This is a genomic window from Streptomyces sp. NPDC020422 (assembly GCF_044386705.1).
Taxonomy (GTDB): Bacteria; Actinomycetota; Actinomycetes; order Streptomycetales; family Streptomycetaceae; genus Streptomyces.
This window is the reverse complement of sequence record NZ_JBIRVJ010000006.1, coordinates 176,162-196,800: the sequence shown is the minus strand read 5'-3', so window position 1 is coordinate 196,800 and position 20,639 is coordinate 176,162. Positions and strand designations below refer to the sequence as shown.

The 20,639-nt window shown below is 74.2% G+C and carries 21 protein-coding genes; 10 read left to right on the top strand and 11 right to left on the bottom strand.

The window, feature by feature from the left end:
* Positions 1–26 precede the first annotated feature (26 nt).
* Complete coding sequence (locus ACH414_RS17940; protein ID WP_382533911.1) at positions 27–1,394, bottom strand: dipeptidase; 1,368 nt, start codon at positions 1,392–1,394, stop codon at positions 27–29.
* A gap of 139 nt (positions 1,395–1,533) precedes the next feature.
* On the opposite strand from ACH414_RS17940, the gene ACH414_RS17935 reads away from it, so the two are divergent.
* A complete protein-coding gene (locus ACH414_RS17935; protein ID WP_398942394.1) occupies positions 1,534–3,018 on the top strand; it encodes a geranylgeranyl reductase family protein in 1,485 nt (494 codons plus the stop codon).
* 97 nt (positions 3,019–3,115) lie between these two features.
* Here ACH414_RS17935 and ACH414_RS17930 read toward each other — a convergent pair whose 3' ends face one another.
* Positions 3,116–3,622 carry a nitroreductase family deazaflavin-dependent oxidoreductase gene (locus ACH414_RS17930; RefSeq protein WP_391768852.1) on the bottom strand — a complete coding sequence of 169 codons (507 nt, stop codon included), beginning with the start codon at positions 3,620–3,622 and terminating at the stop codon, positions 3,116–3,118.
* A gap of 194 nt (positions 3,623–3,816) precedes the next feature.
* Here ACH414_RS17930 and ACH414_RS17925 point away from each other — a divergent pair, with 194 nt between their 5' ends.
* The 3 genes from ACH414_RS17925 (at position 3,817) to ACH414_RS17915 (ending at position 6,544) form a co-directional block, all read left to right on the top strand.
* Positions 3,817–4,521, top strand: coding sequence for a TetR/AcrR family transcriptional regulator (locus tag ACH414_RS17925; protein WP_386566804.1), 705 nt, complete (start codon positions 3,817–3,819; stop codon positions 4,519–4,521).
* A 134-nt stretch (positions 4,522–4,655) separates the two neighbouring features.
* Positions 4,656–5,876 carry a sensor histidine kinase gene (locus ACH414_RS17920; protein WP_382533918.1) on the top strand — a complete coding sequence of 407 codons (1,221 nt, stop codon included), beginning with the start codon at positions 4,656–4,658 and terminating at the stop codon, positions 5,874–5,876.
* On the top strand, positions 5,873–6,544 hold the full coding sequence (locus tag ACH414_RS17915; protein WP_382533920.1) for a response regulator: 672 nt from the start codon (positions 5,873–5,875) through the stop codon (positions 6,542–6,544). The genes ACH414_RS17920 and ACH414_RS17915 overlap by 4 nt, the downstream gene beginning before the upstream one ends.
* Here the strand turns inward: ACH414_RS17915 and ACH414_RS17910 are convergent.
* Together ACH414_RS17910 and ACH414_RS17905 are read right to left on the bottom strand one after the other, a co-directional pair.
* A complete protein-coding gene (locus tag ACH414_RS17910) occupies positions 6,505–7,293 on the bottom strand; it encodes a maleylpyruvate isomerase family mycothiol-dependent enzyme (protein WP_391768944.1) in 789 nt (262 codons plus the stop codon). The genes ACH414_RS17915 and ACH414_RS17910 overlap by 40 nt on opposite strands.
* A gap of 151 nt (positions 7,294–7,444) precedes the next feature.
* Entirely contained in the window at positions 7,445–8,665 is a 1,221-nt protein-coding gene (locus ACH414_RS17905) for an MFS transporter (protein WP_391768850.1), read from the bottom strand.
* A gap of 147 nt (positions 8,666–8,812) precedes the next feature.
* Here ACH414_RS17905 and ACH414_RS17900 point away from each other — a divergent pair, with 147 nt between their 5' ends.
* Both ACH414_RS17900 and ACH414_RS17895 read left to right on the top strand, forming a co-directional pair.
* Positions 8,813–10,048, top strand: coding sequence for an ROK family protein (locus ACH414_RS17900; protein ID WP_398942391.1), 1,236 nt, complete (start codon positions 8,813–8,815; stop codon positions 10,046–10,048).
* Between the two features lie 465 nt (positions 10,049–10,513).
* Positions 10,514–11,272, top strand: a complete 759-nt coding sequence (locus tag ACH414_RS17895) for a class I SAM-dependent methyltransferase (protein ID WP_398942389.1) — start codon at positions 10,514–10,516, stop codon at positions 11,270–11,272.
* A 13-nt stretch (positions 11,273–11,285) separates the two neighbouring features.
* On the opposite strand, the gene ACH414_RS17890 is transcribed toward ACH414_RS17895, so the two are convergent.
* Both ACH414_RS17890 and ACH414_RS17885 read right to left on the bottom strand, forming a co-directional pair.
* The gene (locus ACH414_RS17890; RefSeq protein WP_398942387.1) at positions 11,286–11,870 is read right to left on the bottom strand and encodes a DUF4865 family protein; all 585 of its coding nucleotides are present in this window, start codon (positions 11,868–11,870) and stop codon (positions 11,286–11,288) included.
* 20 nt (positions 11,871–11,890) lie between these two features.
* Positions 11,891–12,478, bottom strand: a complete 588-nt coding sequence (locus ACH414_RS17885) for a TetR/AcrR family transcriptional regulator (RefSeq protein ID WP_382533928.1) — start codon at positions 12,476–12,478, stop codon at positions 11,891–11,893.
* Between the two features lie 145 nt (positions 12,479–12,623).
* On the opposite strand from ACH414_RS17885, the gene ACH414_RS17880 reads away from it, so the two are divergent.
* Genes ACH414_RS17880 through ACH414_RS17870 form a run of 3 tightly spaced genes read left to right on the top strand, consistent with a single transcriptional unit; the run spans position 12,624 to position 16,284 of the window.
* Entirely contained in the window at positions 12,624–12,902 is a 279-nt protein-coding gene (locus ACH414_RS17880) for an SHOCT domain-containing protein (RefSeq protein WP_382534241.1), read from the top strand.
* The gene (locus ACH414_RS17875) at positions 12,899–13,738 is read left to right on the top strand and encodes an ABC transporter ATP-binding protein (protein ID WP_398942385.1); all 840 of its coding nucleotides are present in this window, start codon (positions 12,899–12,901) and stop codon (positions 13,736–13,738) included. The genes ACH414_RS17880 and ACH414_RS17875 overlap by 4 nt, the downstream gene beginning before the upstream one ends.
* Positions 13,735–16,284: an FtsX-like permease family protein gene (locus ACH414_RS17870; RefSeq protein WP_398942383.1), complete on the top strand. Its 2,550-nt coding sequence runs from the start codon at positions 13,735–13,737 to the stop codon at positions 16,282–16,284. The genes ACH414_RS17875 and ACH414_RS17870 overlap by 4 nt, the downstream gene beginning before the upstream one ends.
* Positions 16,285–16,478: 194 nt before the next feature.
* Here the strand turns inward: ACH414_RS17870 and ACH414_RS17865 are convergent, their stop codons facing one another.
* Positions 16,479–16,973: an ATP-binding protein gene (locus tag ACH414_RS17865; RefSeq protein WP_382533933.1), complete on the bottom strand. Its 495-nt coding sequence runs from the start codon at positions 16,971–16,973 to the stop codon at positions 16,479–16,481.
* 171 nt (positions 16,974–17,144) lie between these two features.
* A complete protein-coding gene (locus tag ACH414_RS17860; protein WP_382533935.1) occupies positions 17,145–17,432 on the bottom strand; it encodes a hypothetical protein in 288 nt (95 codons plus the stop codon).
* Positions 17,433–17,645: 213 nt separating this feature from the next.
* Here ACH414_RS17860 and ACH414_RS17855 point away from each other — a divergent pair, with 213 nt between their 5' ends.
* Entirely contained in the window at positions 17,646–18,776 is a 1,131-nt protein-coding gene (locus ACH414_RS17855; RefSeq protein ID WP_386566811.1) for a PLP-dependent cysteine synthase family protein, read from the top strand.
* On the opposite strand, the gene ACH414_RS17850 is transcribed toward ACH414_RS17855, so the two are convergent.
* Genes ACH414_RS17850 through ACH414_RS17840 form a run of 3 tightly spaced genes read right to left on the bottom strand, consistent with a single transcriptional unit; the run spans position 18,736 to position 20,581 of the window.
* Positions 18,736–19,236 carry an SRPBCC family protein gene (locus tag ACH414_RS17850; protein ID WP_386566812.1) on the bottom strand — a complete coding sequence of 167 codons (501 nt, stop codon included), beginning with the start codon at positions 19,234–19,236 and terminating at the stop codon, positions 18,736–18,738. The two genes, ACH414_RS17855 and ACH414_RS17850, sit on opposite strands and share 41 nt — an antisense overlap.
* Before the next feature lie 54 nt (positions 19,237–19,290).
* The gene (locus ACH414_RS17845; RefSeq protein WP_386566813.1) at positions 19,291–19,725 is read right to left on the bottom strand and encodes an SRPBCC family protein; all 435 of its coding nucleotides are present in this window, start codon (positions 19,723–19,725) and stop codon (positions 19,291–19,293) included.
* A gap of 28 nt (positions 19,726–19,753) precedes the next feature.
* A complete protein-coding gene (locus ACH414_RS17840) occupies positions 19,754–20,581 on the bottom strand; it encodes a DeoR/GlpR family DNA-binding transcription regulator (RefSeq protein WP_382533943.1) in 828 nt (275 codons plus the stop codon).
* Between the last annotated feature and the right edge of the window lie 58 nt (positions 20,582–20,639).

Genomic DNA, 20,639 nt, shown 5'->3' with positions numbered 1-20,639 from the left:
TTACGCGCAGAGCGTGACGCCCTCGCTCAAGCCTGCTTGGACGCCGCGTAGTTGAGCAGGAAGTGCGCCTCCGCCACCGACAGGCGCTCCAGCTCCTGCGGCGACACCGACTCGTTCACCGCGTGGATCTGCGCCTCCGGCTCGCTCAGCCCGATCAGCAGGATCTCGGACTCCGGGTAGAGCGCGGCGAGCGTGTTGCACAGCGGGATCGAGCCGCCCATCCCGGCCGTCTGCATCTCCTCGCCCGGGTACGCGATCCGCATCGCGTCCGCCATCGAGGTGTACGCCGGGCTCGACGTGTCCGCCTGGAAGGCCTGGCCCTGGCCGACCTGCTCCATGCTCACCCGGGCGTTCCACGGCGTGTGCTTCTCGATGTGCGCGTACAGCAGCTCCGTCGCCTTCACCGCGTCCTGACCGGGCGGCACCCGCAGGCTGAGCTGCGCGCGGGCGGTCGACGGGATCGACGGCGTCGCCCCGGCCACCGGGTGGCAGTCGATGCCGATGACGGTCACCGCGGGCCGCGCCCAGATCCGGTCGGCCACCGTGCCGGTGCCCGGCAGCGCCACCCCGTCCAGCACCTTGGCGTCCTTGCGGAAGTCGTCCTCCGGGTACTGCAGGCCCTCCCACACCGCGTCCGCCGGCAGCCCGTCGATGACGGTCGCGCCGGTCTCGTCGCGCAGCGAGTCCAGTACGCGGATCAGCGCGGCCAGCGCGTCCGGCGCGGCGCCGCCGAACTGGCCGGAGTGCAGATTGCCCTGCAGCGTGTCGATGGTGACCCGGATCATCGTCATGCCGCGCAGGGTCGCCGTCACGGTCGGCAGACCGACCCGGAAGTTGCCCGCGTCGCCGATGACGATCGCGTCGGCGGCCAGCAGCTCGGGGTGCGCCTCCGCGTACCGCTCCAGGCCGCCCGTGCCCTGCTCCTCCGAACCCTCCACGATCACCTTGACCGTCACCGGGACGCCGCCGATCGCCTTCAGGGCGCGCAGCGCGAGCAGGTGCATGATGAAGCCGCCCTTGCAGTCGGCCGCACCGCGCCCGTACCAGCGCCCGTCCTCGCGCTCGGTCAGCTCGAACGGCGGCGTCACCCAGGCGGACTCGACGAGCATCGGCTGCACGTCGTAGTGCGCGTACAGCAGGACGGTCGGCGCGTCCTCCGGGCCGGGCAGCAGGCCGTACACGGACTGCGAGCCGTCCGGGGTGTCGAGCAGGGCCACGTCCTGGAAGCCCTCGGCGCGCAGCGCGTCCGCCACCCAGTTCGCGGCGGCCTCGCACTCGCTGCGCGGGGCGACGGCCTCGTCCGCGACCGACTGGAAGGCCACCAGCTCCGCCAGCTCCGCCTTGGCGCGGGGCATCAGGGATGCGACGGTCTCGGCGATCGGATTCGCGGTCATGGGCACGCTCCTGGTGGGTGCGACGTTGTGACGTTCGTGAGCTTCTCGCCGTATGTCGGTGTACGGCGAACGCACGGCCGATCCTACGGCGCAGGTCGCCGCGGGGCGGCGCGGTACGGCGCCGCTACCGGGCCGTAGGATGCGGGAAGAGCAGAACCACCGGTCGGATCAGGAGCAGAAGCACATCGTGAGCAGCGAGAACGCAGACGCCGGAGCGGCACAGGACGGCACGGCCCAAGCGGGGGAGGCGGGTCCTGACGAGGGACGCACCGTCTGGGACGTGGTCGTGGTGGGTGCCGGGCCCGCGGGAGCCTCGGCGGCGTACGCGGCGGCCGTGGCCGGCCGCCGGGTACTGCTCCTGGAGAAGGCGGAACTGCCCCGCTACAAGACCTGCGGGGGCGGCATCATCGGCCCCTCGCGCGACGCCCTGCCGCCCGGCTTCGAACTGCCCCTGCAGGACCGGGTCCAGGCCGTCACCTTCTCGCACAACGGGCGCTTCGCCCGCACCCGCCGTTCCCGCCGCATGCTGTTCGGCCTCATCAACCGGCCCGAGTTCGACGCCCAGCTCGTCGAGCACGCCCAGAAGGCCGGCGCCGAGCTGCGCACCGGAGCCACCGTCACCCGGGTCGAGCAGCACGGCCCGGGCGTCCCGGACCGCCGCACCGTCGCCGTCGTCCTCGCGGACGGCGAGACCGTCCTGGCCCGCGCCGTTGTCGGCGCCGACGGCAGCGCCAGCCGGATAGGGGCCCACGTCGGGGTGAAGCTCGGCCAGGTCGACCTCGGCCTGGAGGCGGAGATCCCGGTCCCGCCGTCGGTGGCGGAGGACTGGAAGGGGCGCGTTCTCATCGACTGGGGCCCGCTGCCGGGCAGTTACGGCTGGGTCTTCCCCAAGGGCGACACGCTGACCGTCGGCGTCATCTCGGCCCGAGGCGAGGGCGCGGCCACCAAGCGCTACATGGAGGACTTCGTCGCCCGGCTCGGCCTCGCGGGCTTCGAACCGGCGATCTCCTCCGGCCATCTGACCCGCTGCCGTACGGACGACTCGCCGCTCTCCCGCGGCCGGGTCCTGGTCTGCGGCGACGCGGCCGGACTCCTGGAGCCGTGGACCCGCGAGGGCATCTCCTTCGCCCTGCGCTCGGGCCGGCTCGCCGGCGAGTGGGCGGTGCGGATCGCCGAGGCGACCGACGCGGTGGACGCGCGCCGCCAGGCGCTGAACTACGCCTTCGCCATCAAGGCCGGTCTCGGCGTCGAGATGGCCGTGGGGCGGCGGATGCTGGCCCTGTTCGAGCGGAGCCCGGGCCTGCTGCACGCGACGATAACGGGCCTGCGGCCCGCGTGGAACGCCTTCGCGGACATCACGCGCGGTGCGACGACGCTGGGCGGACTGGTCCGCGGCAACGGGGTGGCGCGGCGCGCGCTCGACTTCCTCGACCGCCGGATGGACACCGCGGCGGGCGTGGGCCCGGCGGGCCGGGGCGTCCCCGCCCGCAAGGACGCGGCGGTGGACGACTCGGCGCACGAGGAGGCAGCCGAGGCGGAGGGCGGGGCGGAGGGCGGGGCGACGCCGGTGGAGCCGGGCGAGCGCGGCTCCGCGGGTGGGCCGCCGGTGTCCGGCGCTTCCTGAGGCGCCGCCGCCGATCGGTCGCCGGGTGGATGCCGATCGGACGCCGGGCGGCCGGCAGGGGTTTTCGAGGGCGGTACGGAGGGGATCCGTGCCGCCCTCACGCCGTGGTGGTGATGCGGAAGACGGGGTGGTCGGGGGCGGCGGCCGCGAGCTCGGCGTCGGAGGACTGCGCGGTCACGCCCTGGAAGTACTGGTTGACCTCCCAGCCCCAGCGCTCCAGATAGCCGCGCAGCACCTGCGGCTTCTCGGCGTCCGGGACCTCGACCGCCGTGAAGTGACGGACCTTCCGGCCGACCCGCAACTCGCCGCCGCCCGCCGCCCGCATGTTGCGGACCCACTGGGAGTGGCCGCGGGCCGAGACCAGGTACTGGGCGCCCTCGTGCTGGTACGGGTTGACCGGGATGCGCTGCATCCGGCCGCTCTTGCGGCCCCGTACGGAGAGCTCGGCCGAGCCGAGGAGGCTGACGCCATGGCGCGCGAGCCAGCCCACGATGTTGTTGAAGCGGATGGCGAGGGGGCTGCCCTGGAGGTAGTACGGCTGGGAGGGCCGAGAGGGCTGGGATGACTGGGGCGACCGGGGCGACTGGGACGGCTGCGACGACATGGCGGGCTCCTGTGTCCGGGATCCGAGAGGTGATTCTCCGGTGCTGGTGCTGGTGCTGGTGCTGGTGCTGGAGCGGCGCTCTGTTTTGTGAGCACTGCTCTCGCTTGAGATGAGTGTGCACCCATCGGCGCCCCCGTGCAAGAGCAGTGCTCTCGTTTCGGTGCGGTGATCCGAAACGTGGCAGACTGCTCTCCATGACCACCGTCCGAGGAGCCCGCGCCCGCGCGCGGATCGAGATCACCGCAGCCATCAAGGACGAGGCCCGCGCCCAGCTCGCCGCCGAGGGCGCCGCCAAGCTCTCCCTGCGGGCCGTCGCCCGCGAGCTCGGCATGGTGTCCTCCGCCCTCTACCGCTACTTCCCCAGCCGCGACGACCTCCTGACCGCCCTCATCGTCGACGCCTATGACGCGGTCGGCGCCGCCGCGGAGGAGGCCGACGCCGCCGCCGCGGCCGCTGCGCCCGCCGACCACCTCGCCCGCTGGACCGCCGTCTGCCGGGCCGTGCGCACCTGGGCCCTCGCCCACCCCCACGAGTACGCCCTCATCTACGGCTCCCCGGTCCCCGGCTACACCGCCCCCCAGGACACCATCGGCCCCGCCTCTCGCGTGGGCCTCGTCCTCGTCGCGCTGGCCCGCGGCGCCTACCAGGGCCGGGGCATCGCCCTCCCGCCCCTGCCGCCCGCCCTGCACCTGGAGGCCGAGCGGCTCGCCGCCGACCTCGCCCCCGACCTGCCGCCGGCCCTCGCCGCCGCCCTCGTCGCCGCCTGGGCCCAGCTCTTCGGGCTCGTCTCCTTCGAGCTCTTCGGTCAGTTCAACCGGGTCGTCGAGGACCGGGACGCCTTCTTCGCCGCCGCCGCCGAGCGCCTCGGCCGCGAAGTCGGTCTCCTCCCGGCCACCTGACGGCCCGGCAGCCGTCACCCGACCGCACCCCGCACTACCGCCCCCACCCCCGTACCCCGTACTCCCGCGGGAGTACGGATGACCACCCCGCCCGGCTGACGCCGCGCCGCCCCGGTCCCGTCTAGCGTGGCGGCATGGACGCACATCCGACGAGGAAACCCGGCCACGGCGGTCCGCCGTGGCCGCGCTCCTGGCAGTGGGCCCGGCACGGTCCCGGCGCCGGGCTGCCCTGGCGTTCGACGCTCCTCGTCACCGTCTTCGTCATGGTCGGTACGGGCTTCGCCGGGCGGAACCAGCCCGACCGGCTCGCCCTCGACGCCCTCGGCCGGGTGCTCCTGCTGCTCGGCTGCGCCCTGCTGCTCCTGCGTCACCGCCACCCCGTGCCGGTGGTCTTCGGGGTGTCGGCGGCGGCCCTCGCGTACCTGGCCGCGGGCTACGCGTACGGCCCGGTCTTCGCCACCGTCGCCCTCGCGTGCTTCGCCGCCGTCGTCCACGGCCACCGCCGGGCCGCCTGGTGGGCGCTCGGGCTGCTGTGGGCCGGGCACCTGCTGTGCGCGCACTGGCTCTACCACCGGCTGCCGCCCAGCGGCGACGGGCCCGCCCCCTGGGGCCAGGAGCTTCCGGTCGCGGCCTTCGTCGTCGCGATCCTCGCCGCCTCGGAGCTCGCCCGGGTCCGCCGCGAGCAGTGGGCGAAGGAGCGCGCCGAACGGGCCGCCGCCGAGCGCCGCAGGGCCGACGAGGAGCGACTGCGGATCGCCCGCGAGCTCCATGACGTCCTGGCCCACTCCCTCTCCGTGATCAACGTCCAGGCCGGAGTCGGGCTCGCCCTGCTCGACTCGGACCCCGGCCAGGCCCGTACCGCCCTCACCACCATCAAGGCGGCGAGCAAGGAGGCACTCGGCGAGGTGCGACAGGTGCTCGACACGCTGCGCGCCCCCGGGGACGCGCCCCGCGCGCCGGCCCCCGGCCTCGACCGCCTGCCCGAACTCGTCGAACAGGCCGCGGCCGCCGGCCTGACCGTGCGCACCCGGGTCGAGGGCCGGCGCAGACACGTGCCGCCCGGCACGGAGCTCGCCGCGTTCCGGATCGTGCAGGAGGCCCTGACCAACGTGGTCCGCCACTCCGGCTCGCGCACCGCCGAGGTCGTCGTGGCGTACGGCCCGGACGCGCTGCGCCTGCGGATCGACGACGAGGGTCCGGCGACCGGCGGCGACGCGGGCGGCAGCGGCAACGGCCTCGCGGGGATGCGGGAGCGGGCCGCCGCCCTCGGTGGCACGATCGAGGCGGGCCCCCGGCCGGACGGCGGCTTCCGGGTGGGCGCCACCCTCCCCGTACGAACCGAGGAGTCCCCGTGATCCGTGTCGTGCTCGCCGACGACCAGTCGCTCGTGCGGGCGGGCTTCCGGGCCCTCCTGGACGCCCAGCCGGACATCGAGGTCGCAGGGGAGGCCGCCGACGGCGAGGAGGCCGTGGCCCGGGTGCGCGAACTGCGCCCGGACGTCGTCCTGATGGACATCCGGATGCCCCACCTGGACGGCCTCGCGGCCACCCGCCTGATCACCGAGGACCCGGCCCCGGAGCTCGGGGCGGTGCGGGTGGTCATGCTGACGACCTTCGAGCTGGACGAGTACGTCTTCGAGGCGATCCGCTCCGGGGCCTCCGGCTTCCTGGTGAAGGACACCGAGCCGGAGGAACTGCTGCGTGCCGTGCGCGCGGTGGTGCACGGCGACGCGCTGCTCTCGCCGGGGGTGACGCGCCGGCTGATCGAGGAGTTCGCGGCCCGGTCCAAGCCGCCCGCGCGCGCCACCGGACTCGACGAACTCACCGAGCGCGAACGCGAGGTGATGGCCCTGGTGGGCATCGGCCTGTCCAACGACGAGATCGCCCGCCGCCTGGTGGTCAGCCCGCTCACCGCCAAGACCCACGTGAGCCGCACGATGGTCAAGCTGGGTGCCCGCGACCGGGCCCAGCTCGTCGTCCTGGCCTACGAGTCGGGCCTGGTCCGACCCGGCTGGCTCGGCTGAGGCGACTGCGACCAGACGATCGCCGAGTTCTCCCGCCACAGCCGGGCGAGGGAGCCGTCGCCGGTCACGGTCACCGCGTCCTGCGGCAGCCGGTTCCACAGCGTCAGATAGAGCCGGTCGGCGGGCCCGGCCAGCTCGCAGTCGGCCGGACCGGCCGCGCCGTGCTCCGTCCGAGGCGGCTCCTGGGACAGCCGTACGGTCCAGCTGTCGCCGGTGTCGGTGGCGCGGACCCGCAGGGTGCGCGGCCCGTCGGTGCGCACCCGGCTGCGGTCGCGGGCGTGGAAGCCGCGGAGCAGTTCGTCGATGCCGTCGGCCGCGATCACGGGGTCGACGGCGCCCGGGCCGGAGGTGAGCGCGGACTCGGCGTCGGCGCGGTGCACGGTCGTCTCGTGCGTCTGCCGGCGCGCCCAGAAGGCGAGCGGCGAGGGGGCCGGAAGGAACGCCCAGCACTCCAGGTCGGCGGGGGCGGCCCGCAGGGCCTCGACCAGCCTGGCGTGACCCTCACGGGTGTACGCGAGGAGCGCGTCGCCGTCGAGGTCGGTCTCCGGGCCGGCGGTGCGGTAGTCGGTGTGTCCCTCGACGACGAACGTCGTGGCCCAGCGGTGGACGGCCGTCGTGTGCCGCAGCAGGTCGCGGACCTGCCAGCCCGGGCAGGTGGCGACCCGGGCGTCGGGCCCGGCCTCGGCGGCGGCGTCGAGGAGTGCCTTGCCCGCGGCGTCGAGCGCGTCGATATGGGTGTCGGTGCTCAGGGTGTCCATGCGCGGATTATGGCGCGCGGGCGCGGGCGAGCGGGCGTCTTTTGCCGCCCGGCGGGCCCGCCCCGCCGCGGGGCCGGTCCCGGGGCGCGTCCCGCCCGTCGGCCTGCTCGGGCGCGGCGTGACCGCCCCCGAGCCCGGATGATCAACTGGCTTTGCTCGTGCGGTTGTTGCGCGTCGCGTAACCCATGGCGGCGGCGCCTGCCGCGAGTGCGGCGACGGTGGTCAGCGCGACGGGCAGCGTGAACCAGTCGGCGAGGAAGCCGATCGTGGGCGGACCGAGCAGCATCCCGCCGTAACCGAGCGTGGAGGCGGTCGCGACCCCGCTCGGGCCCGCGAGGGCGCCGGCGCGGGCGACCGCGACGGGGAAGATGTTGGCGAGGCCGAGGCCGGTGACGGCGAAGCCGAGCAGGGCGGCCCACGCGGTCGGGGCGAGCGCCCCGAGCAGCATGCCCGCGGCGGCGGTGAGACCGCCGGCGACCAGGGTGCGGGTCTGGCCGAGCCGTTCCAGCAGGGCGGTGCCGGAGAGGCGACCGGCGGTCATGGTCAGCGCGAAGAGGGAGTATCCGGCCGCGGCCACGCCCGGGTGCGCGTGCAGGTCCTGCGCGAGGTGCAGGGCGCCCCAGTCGGCCAGTGCGCCCTCCCCGTACGCCGTGCACAGCGCGATCACGCCGAAGACCAGCACGGCCCGGCGGGACCCTCCGGCGCGTACGGCGGACGCCTGCGCGGGGAGTGCCTCGGGCGGGGCGGGGGAGGGATGACGCAGCAGTACGGGACCGGCGGCGGCCGTCAGGAGCAGTCCGGCGACGGTGAGGCCGAGCAGGTGCGCGGTCGGCGAGAGGCTGCCGGCGACGAGGCCGCCGAGACCGGCGCCGAGCATGCCGCCGAGGCTGAAGGCCGCGTGGAAGCTCGGCATCACCGGCCTGCGGAGCGCGGCGACGAGGTCGACGGCGGCGCTGTTCATGGCGACGTTGATCCCGCCGTACGCGGCTCCGAAGACCAGCAGGACCAGGCCGAGGGAGAGCGGGGAGCGGGTGAGGGGCGGCAGGGCGAGGGAGAGGGAGAGCAGGACGGCGGTGGCCACGGTGACGGGGTGGCTGCCGTAGCGGCGGCAGAGGCGCCCGGTGAGCGTCATCGTGACGACGGCGCCCGCGGAGACGCCGAGCAGGGCGAGCCCGAGGTCGCCCGCGGAGGCGCCGGTCTGCTGCTTGATGGCCGGGATGCGGACGACCCAGCCGGCGAAGAGGAATCCGTCGAGGGCGAAGAAGAGGGTCAGGGCGGTGCGGAGGCGGGACAGGGGGAGGGAAGCGGTGTCTCCGCGGGATCCCCCCGATATGGCCGTCCGTACTTTGTTTAGTAGCGGCACAAACTCAGGATAGGGGTCTCCGGGCCCAGGATTCAAGGCCGGGCACCGTCGTCGGCCCGGGTGTTCCGCGCCGGACGGCGGGCGAGACCCGGCCAATGGCAGGGCAGCGGGGGCCCGGGACCGGCCGATCATGGGAGACTCGCCCCCATGAACGGCAAGGCGACGACGACCACGCGGACACGGCTGGACAGGGGACGCAGCGCGCTCGGACCCGCACTGGAACTGGTGCACACGGGCCGGGCGCCCACCCGGGCCGTCCTCACCGCCGAGCTCGGCGTGACCCGCGCCACGGCCGGAGCCGTAGCCGCCGAACTGGAGGCGCTCGGCCTCATCCGCGTCGACTCCAACCCGGGCGCCGCGGCCGGCTCCCAGGGCCGCCCCTCGCACCGGCTCGCCGTCGACGAGAAGGGCCCCGTCGCCCTCGCCGCCCAGGTCCACGCCGACGGCTTCCGCGCCGCCCTGGTCGGCCTCGGCGGCACCCTCGTCGCCACCGCCCCCGGCTGCGTCACCGTCTCCGCCGACCCCGCTCAGGTGCTCGGCGCCGTCGTCGAGGCCGGTGCCGGGCTGCTCCGCGAGACCGGCCGCCGCTGCGTCGGCGCCGGACTCGCCGCGCCCTCCGCCGTCGCCGAACCCGAGGGCACCGCCCTCAACCCGCTCCACCTCGCCTGGCCGGCCGGAGCGCCGGTCCGCGAGATCTTCGCCGAGCAGGTCCGCGCCGCCGGTATCGAGGGGCCCGCCTTCACGGGCAACGACGTCAACCTCGCCGCCCTCGCCGAGCACCGCCACGGCGCCGGGCGCGGCGCCAAGGACCTGCTCTGCGTTGCCACCGGCCACCGCGGCGTCGGCGGCGCGCTCGTCCTCGACGGGCGCCTGCACACCGGCAGTTCGGGGCTCGCCCTGGAGGTCGGCCACCTCACCGTCAACCCGGAGGGCCGCCCCTGCCACTGCGGTTCGCGCGGCTGCCTCGACGTCGAGACCGACCCCCTCGCCTTCCTCACCGTCGCGGGCCGCGCCCCGGGCCCCGAGGTCTCGCTGCTCCAGCAGGCCCGCGACCTGCTGCGCGACCAGCCCGACGACCCCGGCGTGCGGGCCGCCACCGAGGAGCTGATCGACCGCCTCGGCCTCGGCCTGGCCGGCCTGGTCAACATCCTCAACCCCGACCGCATCATCCTCGGCGGCCTGCACCGCGAGCTGCTCAACGCCGACCCGAGCCGGCTCCGGGCCGTGGTGGCCGACCGCAGCCTGTGGGGCCGCAGCGGCGGCGTCCCGATCCTGCCCTGCACCCTCGACCACAACAGCCTGGTCGGCGCGGCCGAACTCGCCTGGCAGCCGGTCCTGGACGACCCGCTGACGGCGCTGGGCGGGCCGGTGGAGGTGGAGTAGTGGAGTAGCGGGCGACGGCCCGTGTGACGGCCGGCGGGCGACTTCGGGGCGGCGTACGGACGGCGGCCCGAATACGGCGCCGGGACCGGCAGCCGCGTACGGCGCCGGGACCGGCGTGCGGCCGGCGGCCGCATACGGCTTCGGGGCCGGCATGTGGCCGGTGGCCCGCGTACGGCTTCGGGGCCGGCGTGTGACCGGTGGCCGCGTACGGCGCCGGGACCGGTGTACGGCCGGCGGCCGCATACGGCTTCGGGGCCGGCATGTGGCCGGTGGCCCGCGTACGGCTTTGGGGCCGGCGTGTGGCCGGTGGCCGCTTACGGCGCCGGGACCGGTGTACGGCCGGCGGCCTGCGTACGGCGCCGGGACCGGTGTACGGCCGGCGGCCTGCGTACGGCTTCGGGGCCGGCGGACGACCCGCGGAAAAGCGCTGGGCGTCGGCGGTGCGGCGGACTAGGGTCCGACCCCATGACCGAAGACGATCTTCCGCCGCGCCTCGGCAGCGGCCTCACCTTCCACGGCCCGCTCTCCGAGGCCCGGGCCGCACGACTGGTCCAGCGGCTCGCGGCGGCCTCGCCCGGCACGGTCCTCGACATCGGCTGCGGGCGGGGCGAGTTGCTGCTGCGCGTCCTGGACGCCGTACCCGGTGCCCGCGGGGCCGGCATCGACATCGACGGCGCCGAGCTGGCCCTGGGGCGGAAGCTCGCCGCCGAGCGCGGCCTCGACGACCGGGTGGTGTACGTCGAGGAGTCCGCGGTCGGCACGGCACACGGGCCCGCCGACGCGGTGCTGTGCCTCGGCGCGGGCCAGGCGCTGTGCGGCGAGCCCTACGACCTGGCCGTCGTGCTGCGCGAACTGCGCCGGCTCGTGCGGCCCGGCGGCCGGGTGGTCCTCGGGGAGGGGTTCTGGGAGCGCACCCCGACGGACGACGAGCTCGCCTCGATGTGGCCCGGCGCCCAGGCCGGCGACCACCTGTCGCTCGCGGGGCTCGTGGGGCTCGCGATCGAGGCGGGCTTCCGACCGTTGTGGACCGAGACGGCGAGCCGGGAGGAGTGGGAGGAGTTCGAGTCCGGCTACCGCCACGACGCCGAACTCTGGCTCGCCGCCCACCCCCACCACCCGGGGGCCGCCGATACCCGCGAGCGCCTCGACCGCCAGCGCTCCGCCTGGCTCGGCTACCGCTCGCTGCTCGGCATCGCGTATCTGACGCTGGTGCCGGTGGACTGAGGCGTCCCGGGGGTCACCAGAGGCGGCCCGCGCCGAGGTCCCGGCGGCCCGGGGCGGACAGATGCAGCACCTGGAAGCGCTCACCCGCTCCGGCCGGCGTCTCCGTGCCGGCCCACATGGTGAAGGACAACAGCTCCCAGTGGCGGGGGTCGATCGCGAGGGCGCCGGCCACCACGCCCTCCTCCGCCGCCTCGCGGGCGTGCCGTTCCACCGCCTCGGCGACCGCCTCGCCGGGGGCGGCCGCCTCCCCGAGGGGGGTCGCGCGGCGCGTCGCCGTCCGGGGCGCGGACGCGGTCGCCGGGCCCTCCCTGTACGCGAGGCCCGTCCAGTGCCGTACGACGGGCCGGCCGAAGTCGTTCACGATGCCCTGGAATCCGGGGCCCCAGAGGAAGGAGTTCATCCCCTCCGGTGCGGCCCAGAGGTAGAACGGCGCGTACTGGTTGACCGGCGAGCCGTCCTTCCGCTCCCGCATCAGATAGGCCTTCAGGCCCAGGCCCGGGAACCCGTCCAGGAGATGCCCCCGGGTCGCGACCCGCTCGCGGATGATCTCCATGTCGTAGTCCGCGGGCAGGGTGATGTCGTACTGCATCGCGTGCATGGTGAGACGTGCTCCTCGGATCAGCGGGTACGGTCGGGCGACAGCAGCGCGAGCAGTCCGCGCACCGCGGTGTCGAAGGCGGCGGGGGAGCCCGAGGCGCGGGCCAGGACGTAACCGCCCTGGACGGTCGCGACGATCGTCGCCGCCAGCTCCGCGGCCTCCCATGGGCCGGTCAACTCGCCTTTGTCCAGGCCCTCCTGGACGATTCCGGCGAGCCGTGAGCGCAGCCAGTCGATCGTCTCGTCGACCGGCGCCCGCAGCTCCTCGTCGGCGATCACGTCGGGATCCATCGTCAGGCGTCCCAGCGGGCAACCGCGCAGCACGTCACGCTCGCGCAGCAGGTACGCCTCGATCCGCTCGGCCGCCGAGCCCGCGCCGCCCAGGCTCCGCTCGGCCGCGGCCCGCAGCTCCTCGGCGCTGCGCCGGATCGCGGCGAGGGCGAGGTCGGGCTTGCCGGTGAAGTGGTGGTACATGCTGCCCTGGCCCGCGCCCGCGGCCTGCTGGATCGCCTTGGGGCTGGTGCCGACGTAGCCGCGCTCCCAGAGCAGCTCGCGGGTGGCCTCGATCAGTCGCTCGGACGCGCTCGCACTCATGGCCTCACTGTACATACCAGTAGGTACAGAGTCGAGAGGAGCTCCTGCCGCCCCCCCCGTACTCCCGGCGGCGTACCCGCGAAGCCGCTGGCGGTACGACGACTCGGAGGGGGCCGCGGGGCGAGTCTCGAAGCATCGACCACCTGAGGAGCTGATGACGATGAACACCCTCGCCCACGCGGGCCCCGGTCCGTGGGTCCTCTTCTTCCCGCTCGTCTGGGCGGCGGTGATCCTCACCGTGATCACCGTGCTGCGCCGCTCCGGCCGGCTCCGGCACCGGGGCTTCGGCGGCCCACGCGTCGACGAGCGGTCTCCGATCGCCCTGCTCGGGCACCGCTTCGCGGCCGGTGAGATCGACGAGGACGAGTACTGGCGCCGTCTGACCGTCCTGGAGGAGCAGTTCGGGCGTACGACCGGCGACAAGGGACGGCGGTCATGAGCGCCGAGGCCACCGGACGCCGGGCCGCCGCCGCCCGTGTCGTCGACGCGGTCAAGGTCTACGGCGGCGGGGAGACCGAGGTCAGGGCTCTGGACGGGGTGAGCGTCGACTTCCCGGCCGGACGCTTCACCGCGATCATGGGCCCCTCGGGCTCCGGCAAGTCCACCCTGATGCACTGTGCCGCGGGGCTCGACACCCTCACCTCGGGTTCCGCCCTGATCGGCGACACCGATCTGTCCGCCCTCGACGACCGGCGGCTCACCCTGCTGCGCAGGGAGCGGATCGGCTTCGTCTTCCAGGCGTTCAACCTGCTGCCGACGCTCACCGTCGCCGAGAACATCACCCTGCCGCTGGACCTGGCGGGTCGGTCCCCGGACCGGGACCGGCTCGACGCGCTGATCGACGCCGTGGGGCTCCGGGACCGGCTGCACCACCGGCCGAGCCGGCTCTCCGGCGGCCAGCAGCAGCGCGTGGCCGTCGCGCGGGCCTTCGCCGGGAGCCCGGACGTCGTCTTCGCCGACGAGCCCACCGGCAACCTCGACTCCCGCTCGGGGGAGGAGGTGCTGCGGCTGCTCGGCGACACCGTCCGGCGCACCGGGCGGACGGTCGTCATGGTCACCCACGATCCGGTGGCCGCCGCCCATGCAGACGAGGTCGTCTTCCTCGCCGACGGACGCCTTGTCGATCGGATCCAGAATCCGACATCCGAACTCGTCCTCGACCGGATGAAGTCCCTCGACGGCGGAACGGGCAGAGACGGTGGAGGCGGCGGGGACAGCGGAGACAGGAGAGATGCAAGAGACGGCAGAGTTGCTGTGAGGGGAGCGGTGACATGAGCACCCTGCGCCTGAGCCTCGTCTCCCTCCGCGCCCACCGGCGCCGCTTCCTGGGCACCTTCGCCGCCGTCCTGCTCGGCGTCGCCTTCCTCACCGGCACCCTGGTCATGGGCGACACCCTCCGCGCGAGCTTCGACACCCTGTTCACCGACGCCAACAGCGGCACGGACGCCGTCGTCCGCAGTACGAGCGTGGTGACCGTCGCCGGTGAGGCGCAGGGAACCCGGAGCCCCGTCGACGCCGGACTCGCCGACCGCGTCGCCCGGGTGCCGGGCGTCGCCGCCGCCGTCCCCCGCATCGAGGGGGCGGGGCAGCTCGTCGGCGCCGACGGCAAGCCGATCGGTGGTCAGGGACCGCCCACCCTGGCTGGATATTGGATTCAGGATCCGGAACTCAATCCGTACGCCCTCGCCGAGGGGCGCGCCCCGCAGAAGAGCGGCGAGGCCGTCGTCAACCGGGGCGCCGCGAAGGCCGGCGGGCTGACGCTCGGCTCCACCACGGTGCTGCGCACGCCCGACCCTGTGCGCGTCACCGTCGTCGGCCTCGCCACCTTCGGCGGCGCGGACGGCATGGGCCAGGTCACCTACACCGGCCTGACCCGCGCGGACGCCGAGAAGTACCTCGCCCCCAAGGCCGGGGACGCCTCCGCCATCCTCGTGCGGGCCGGTCCCGGCACGTCCCAGCGGGAACTGGTCGGCGCGCTCGCCCCCGTACTCCCCCGGGGAGTCGAGGCCGTCACCGGACAGCAGGCCACCGACGAGAGCAACGAGTCGGTCTCCGGACGCTTCCTCTCCCTGTTCACCACCTTCCTGCTGGTGTTCAGCGGGGTGGCCCTGCTCGTCTCGGTGTTCTCCATCCACAACACCTTCGCGATCGTGGTCGCCCAGCGGACCCGCGAGAACGCGCTGCTGCGCGCGGTCGGCGCGGCCCGCCGACAGGTCGTCACGATGACCCTGGCGGAGGCCGTCGCCGTCGCCGTCCTCGCCTCCGGGGCCGGCCTCCTCGGCGGCATCGGCGTGGCGGCCGGGCTCCAGGCGCTCTTCCCGGCCATCGGCTTCCCCTTCCCCGAGGGGGACCTGGTCGTCACCGGCCTCTCCCTCGCACTGCCCTTCGCGGTCGGGCTCGCCGTGTGCGTCGGCTCGGCCCTGCTGCCGGCCGTACGGGCCGGGCGCACCGCACCGCTCGCCGCGCTGCGCGAGACGGCCGTGGACGAGTCCGCCGCCTCCCGCACCCGTACCGCCGCCGGAGCGGGCCTCCTCGTCCTGGCCGTCGGACTGGTCCTCGCCGGGGTGCTCGGCCCGCCCTCACTGTGGCTCGCCGGGACCGGGGCGGTGCTGGCGCTCGCCGCCTTCGTCGTCCTGGGGCCGGTGGCCTCCTCGTACGCGGTACGGATCCTCGGCGGCCCGCTGCGCGGTGTCACCCGCGGCCTCGCGCGTCGCAACGCCCTGCGCAGCCCCCGGCGTACGGCCGCCACCGCCACCGCGCTCATGATCGGCGTCGCCGTGGTCTCGCTCTTCACGGTCTTCGGAGCCTCGCTCAAGGCCACGATGGACCAGACGGTCTCGCACTCCTTCGCGGGCGACGTGGCCGTCAGCGCGCCGTCCTTCGGTGCCGGCGGCAGCGGGCTGAGTCCGGGGCTCGCGCCCGCGGTCGCCGCGCTGCCCGAGGTCGAGACCGCCGTCGGGCTCGGCCGGGGCGTGGCGGAGGTCGACGGCCGCGGCCGCGCCCTCACCGTCACCGACCCCGGGGCGCTCGCCCGCACCTTCGACCTCGGGGCCGTACGGGGCTCCCTGGACGCCCTCGGCACGGACGGCCTCGCCGTCGCGTCCACCGAGGCCGACCGGTACGGGCTGGCCCCGGGACGCACGACCGAACTCGCCTTCGCCGACGGCAGCCACCGGACCTTCACCGTCAAGGCGGTGTACGAGCAGTCGGAGCTCGCCGGGGACTACGTCCTCACCCGTGCGGCCTGGGCTCCGCACCGCACCCAGGACGCCGACCGGCTGGTCGCCGTCACCTTCCGGGACGGCGTCTCCCCGCAGGCGGGCAAGGCGGCGGTGGAGCGGGTCGCGCAGCGGTACGGCGCGCCCGAGGTGCAGACGCGCGACGCCTACGCGGAGTCGTCGGCGGCCGGCATCGACATGATGCTGACCCTCGTCTACGCACTGCTCGCGCTGGCGGTGCTCATCGCCCTGCTCGGGATCGCCAACACCCTGACCCTCGCGGTCCACGAGCGCACCCGCGAACTCGGCCTGCTCCGGGCCGTCGGCCAGACCCGCTCCCAACTGCGGGCCATGGTCCGCTGGGAGTCCGTCCTGGTCGCCGCCTTCGGCACCCTCGGCGGACTGCTCCTCGGCGGCTTCCTCGGCTGGGTCCTGGTCCGCGCCTCGGACGGCGCGAGCGACAGCGCCTTCGTCTTCGCGCTCCCGCCGGCGCGCCTCACGACCGTCGCCCTCGTCGGCCTTGCCGCCGGAGCGACCGCCGCCTGGCGCCCGGCCCGGCGGGCCGCCCGCCTGGACGTACTGCGGGCGATCGCGACGGAGTGACGGGTCGTTGGATCCAGGGTCCGCCGGCCAGCGTTCAGGATCCCTTGTCGCACAGCGCACAGCGCACATCCGCGTACGGGATTTCGGATCCAGAACAATGGATCCAGAACAATGGATCCCGGACATGGGATCCCGGACATGGGATCCCGGACATGGGATCCCGGACATGGGATCCAGGACATGGGATCCCGGATTCAGCGCACCAGTGCCGGGCTGTTCAGCGGCCCGGCCGTCGTCGCGCCGTACACGACGTGGGAGTGCGGGGTCTCCGCCACCGGGGTGGGCGGGGCCTGGAGGGTGAACCAGACGACCTTCCCGGAGTCGCCGTGCGGGCGGACTCCCCAGCTCTCGCTCATCGCCTCGATGATGGCCAGGCCGCGGCCCGAGGTGGCGAAGTCGTCGTCATGGTCCGCGGGTTCGCCGAGGTCCGGTATCCGCGGATCGTGGTCGCGGACGGAGACGGTGAGGCGGTCGAGCAGCAGCTCGACCTCGACCGTGCACGTCTTGTCCGGCTCGGCGTGTCGGTGGACATTGGTCAGGAGCTCGGTGACTCCGAGCGCGGCAAGGTCGATCAAAGCGTCGAGTTGCCAGTGGCGCAGATGCGCCGAAACGATTCTGCGGACCTGTCCGATCCGCGACGGCAGGGCCTGGAGCTCCACCGTGCAGTACCTGCTGGGCTCGCTGATCACGGCTGCGACTCCCCGAAGTAGGTCCGGAAGAAGACGGAGGTTCGGATCTGTCATGCGGTGTAGCAGGACGGTGGGCCGGCTCGCAGCGTCACCGCCGGTAAACCCTCGGTGAGGTGGTTCCAGGGTGAACCAGTGGTGACCGGGTCGCAACTCGCGGCGACGCGTCGCAGGTCAGGGCCGCGAGCCGGATTTCCGCAGGGCCTCGATCAGCCGTCCCGAGCCGGCGATGCCGGAGATCCGGTAGCGCGTGCCGTTGACGGTGGCGACCGCCTCGTCCGGCTTCGCGAACCAGGGCCTGCCCGCTCGGACCTTGGCCACCGGCGCGCTGTCGATCTCGCTGCCGTAGCTGGTCAGCAGGGAGAGCCTGCCGTCCTCGATGCGGACCTCGCCCGCGCGGGTCAGCGACCTGGGCCAGCGGTCGATCCGTACCCCCGTGGCCGTGAACTCGGGTTCCGTCATCTCGCTCCGCCCCCTTCGCGCAGGCACTCTCACCCCAGTGTGCCGGGCGCTCGCGCCCCGCACCAGCACGTCTTGCCCAAGGGGTCCCCGAACCCCCTCCGGCCGGGGTCTGCAAGGCACTCCTATGGACTCTCAAAGGGAACGTTTGCCCAGGTGAGAGGGGTATTGTCGGTCAGTGGGGCAACGCCGTGTATCCCATCAGGAGAGGCGCACATGACCAGCACCGACGACATCGCGCAGAGTGCCATGACCACCATCGACGTCGACCGCAGCGACGCCGGCTACCGGTCCTGGCTCAAGGAAGCCGTGCGCAAGGTCCACGCCGACGCCAACCGCTCGGCCGACACCCACCTGCTGCGCTTCCCGCTGCCCGAGCGCTGGGGCATCGACCTCTACCTCAAGGACGAGTCGACCCACCCCACCGGCAGCCTCAAGCACCGGCTGGCCCGTTCGCTCTTCCTCTACGGCCTGTGCAACGGCTGGATCCGCCCCGGCGCGCCCGTCATCGAGGCCTCCAGCGGCTCGACCGCCGTCTCCGAGGCCTACTTCGCCAAGCTGATCGGCGTCCCCTTCATCGCCGTCATGCCGCGCACCACCAGCCCCGAGAAGTGCCGTCTGATCGAGTTCCACGGGGGGCAGTGCCACTTCGTCGACGACTCGCGCACGATGTACGACGAGGCCGCCGCCCTCGCCGAGCGCACCGGCGGCCACTACATGGACCAGTTCACGTACGCGGAGCGGGCCACCGACTGGCGCGGCAACAACAACATCGCCGAATCGATCTACCAGCAGCTCAAGCTGGAGCGTTACCCGGAGCCCGCGTGGATCGTCGCCACGGCCGGCACCGGCGGCACCTCGGCGACCATCGCCCGCTACGTGCACTACATGGGGCACGACACCCGGGTCTGTGTCGCCGACCCGGAGAACTCCTGTTTCTTCGACGGCTGGACCCGCCACGACCCGGACGCGAGCTCCGACTGCGGCTCGCGGATCGAGGGCATCGGCCGGCCCCGGATGGAGCCCAGTTTCGTGCCCGGCGCCATCGACCGCATGATGAAGGTGCCCGACGCGGCGAGCATCGCCGCCGTGCGCGCCCTGGAGAAGGCGATCGGACGCAAGGCCGGCGGCTCCACCGGCACCGGCCTGTGGAGCGCCCTGAAGATCATCGCCCAGATGGTCGCCGAGAAGCGCACCGGCAGCGTCGTCACCCTGATCTGCGACCCGGGCGAGCGCTATCTCGACAAGTACTACTCGGACGAGTGGGTGGCCGGGCAGGGACTCGACCTCGCGCCGTACGCGGCCGCTATCGAGCAGTTCCTGGCGACGGGTGTCTGGCCGGAGTGAGCCGCCGCTCCAGGTTGCGCATCGCGTCCCGGAAGGACTTGCCGACGCCCGGCCTGGCCAGCCGCATCACCATCCGGCAGGGGCCGTTCCCGTCGACGGCCATGGTCCAGCGGACCCGGGTGCCGCCCGCTGCGGGGGAGAGGACCCACTCCTCCAGGAGGGCGGACACCCCGGGGACGTTGGTCTCGTCGACCCGGTACGCGTAGCGCGCGGCCGGGTCGGTCGCCAGTATCGTCTCCCGGAACTCCACCCCGCCCCGCAGCCGGACGGTCCGGCCGGCGCCTCCGTCGACCGGCGTGGCGGAGGTGACCGCGGTGAACCAGGCGGGCGTGCTGGCCAGTTCCACCGCGAGCGACCGGTAGACCGCGGCGGGCGGCGCGGCCACCGCCGTGGTGAACACCAGGCGCAGCGGCGCGTGCTCGGCGAAGTCGAGCTCCACCGGCCTGAGTCGGCGTGCCATGGGCCGTACCTCCCGTCGGGCGGGGCTGGGCCCTCCACCGTAACTGACAACCCGTCAGTTCCGCAGCAGTGCGTCCAGGGCCCGACCGAACAACACCCGTCCCGCGCCCGCCAGTACGGGATCGAAGGCGGCCGGCACCCCGCGCAGGCGCAGCTCCTCCACCCACACCACCCGGCTGCCCGAACCCGCCCCGGACACCTCGAACGAGGCGGTGCCCCGCACCGCCCGCCCCAGCTTCACCAGCCGGCACACCCCCGTGCGGCCGGGCGCGGGCGGATCGAAGACCACGACCTCCATCGGGTCGTCGAAAGCGAGCCGTCCCACCCCGGTCCGGGCCGTGAAACGGGTGCCGACCGCGTTCGGCCCCGCCGTCAGCACCGTGGTCCGGGTGAACGGCACCTGAGCGCCGTGCGCCGGCCAGTCCGTGAGCCGTCGCCACACCTCCGCGGGCGGCAGCGGCACGGTCCGCTCGATCCGGAACCGTCTCACGCGCACCCCCGCAGCTCCGGTCGCCGCCTCATTCCGACTCCTCGCCCGCCACCAGGAGCCCCGGCAGGTGCTCGGCCATCTCCTCGCGCAGCCGCGCGGACAACCCCCGGTCCGTGACCAGGGTGTCGACCTCCTCCAGCGTGGCGAAGGAACTCAGCCCCACCGTCCCCCACTTGGTGTGGTCCGCGACGACCACCACCCGCCGGGCCGCGTGCACGAGCCGCCGGTTGGTCTCGGCCTCCGCCAGGTTCGGCGTCGACAGGCCGGCCTCCACCGAGACGCCGTGCACGCCGAGGAACAGCGCGTCGAAGTGGAGCGAGCGGATCGCCTGGTCGGCCACCGGCCCCACCAGCGCGTCCGAGGGCGTGCGCACCCCACCGGTCAGCACCACCGTCGCCGCCCCCGGCCGGGCCTCCCCGCCGGAGCCGGAGTGCTGCGCCTCGTAGAAGACGTCCGCGACCCGCACCGAGTTCGTCACCACCGTCAGGTCCGGCACGTCGAGCAGATGACGCGCCAGCGCATACGTGGTCGTTCCACCCGAAAGGGCGATCGCCGTCCCCGGCTGCACCATCGAGGCCGCCGTCCGGGCGATCTCCTCCTTCGCCCCCAGCTCCAGCGCCGACTTCGCCTCGAAGCCCGGCTCGTGACTGCTCGCCTCGACCACCGGCACCGCCCCGCCGTGCACCTTGGCGACCACGCCCTGCCGGGCCAGCGCGTCCAGGTCCCGGCGGACCGTCATGTCGGAGACGTTGAGACGGCGGGTCAGCTCGTTGACCCGGACGCCCCCGCGCCTCCGTACCTCGTCGAGAATCAGGGCGCGCCGCTGTTCCGCGAGGAGGTTCTGATTGTCACTCACCGCCGGGGCCGTTCCTTTCCGTAGGGGGGGGAGGGAGATGGGGAGAAGGGGAATACGT

Excerpts from the sequence above, each read along its gene's own strand:
- ACH414_RS17940 (WP_382533911.1), bottom strand. The coding sequence starts at position 1,394 with ATGACCGCGAATCCGATCGCCGAGACCGTCGCATCCCTGATGCCCCGC.
- ACH414_RS17935 (WP_398942394.1), top strand. The coding sequence starts at position 1,534 with ATGCGGGAAGAGCAGAACCACCGGTCGGATCAGGAGCAGAAGCACATC.
- ACH414_RS17930 (WP_391768852.1), bottom strand. The coding sequence starts at position 3,622 with ATGTCGTCGCAGCCGTCCCAGTCGCCCCGGTCGCCCCAGTCATCCCAG.
- ACH414_RS17925 (WP_386566804.1), top strand. The coding sequence starts at position 3,817 with ATGACCACCGTCCGAGGAGCCCGCGCCCGCGCGCGGATCGAGATCACC.
- ACH414_RS17920 (WP_382533918.1), top strand. The coding sequence starts at position 4,656 with ATGGACGCACATCCGACGAGGAAACCCGGCCACGGCGGTCCGCCGTGG.
- ACH414_RS17900 (WP_398942391.1), top strand. The coding sequence starts at position 8,813 with ATGAACGGCAAGGCGACGACGACCACGCGGACACGGCTGGACAGGGGA.
- ACH414_RS17895 (WP_398942389.1), top strand. The coding sequence starts at position 10,514 with ATGACCGAAGACGATCTTCCGCCGCGCCTCGGCAGCGGCCTCACCTTC.
- ACH414_RS17890 (WP_398942387.1), bottom strand. The coding sequence starts at position 11,870 with ATGCACGCGATGCAGTACGACATCACCCTGCCCGCGGACTACGACATG.
- ACH414_RS17885 (WP_382533928.1), bottom strand. The coding sequence starts at position 12,478 with ATGTACAGTGAGGCCATGAGTGCGAGCGCGTCCGAGCGACTGATCGAG.
- ACH414_RS17880 (WP_382534241.1), top strand. The coding sequence starts at position 12,624 with ATGAACACCCTCGCCCACGCGGGCCCCGGTCCGTGGGTCCTCTTCTTC.
- ACH414_RS17875 (WP_398942385.1), top strand. The coding sequence starts at position 12,899 with ATGAGCGCCGAGGCCACCGGACGCCGGGCCGCCGCCGCCCGTGTCGTC.
- ACH414_RS17870 (WP_398942383.1), top strand. The coding sequence starts at position 13,735 with ATGAGCACCCTGCGCCTGAGCCTCGTCTCCCTCCGCGCCCACCGGCGC.
- ACH414_RS17860 (WP_382533935.1), bottom strand. The coding sequence starts at position 17,432 with ATGACGGAACCCGAGTTCACGGCCACGGGGGTACGGATCGACCGCTGG.
- ACH414_RS17855 (WP_386566811.1), top strand. The coding sequence starts at position 17,646 with ATGACCAGCACCGACGACATCGCGCAGAGTGCCATGACCACCATCGAC.
- ACH414_RS17850 (WP_386566812.1), bottom strand. The coding sequence starts at position 19,236 with ATGGCACGCCGACTCAGGCCGGTGGAGCTCGACTTCGCCGAGCACGCG.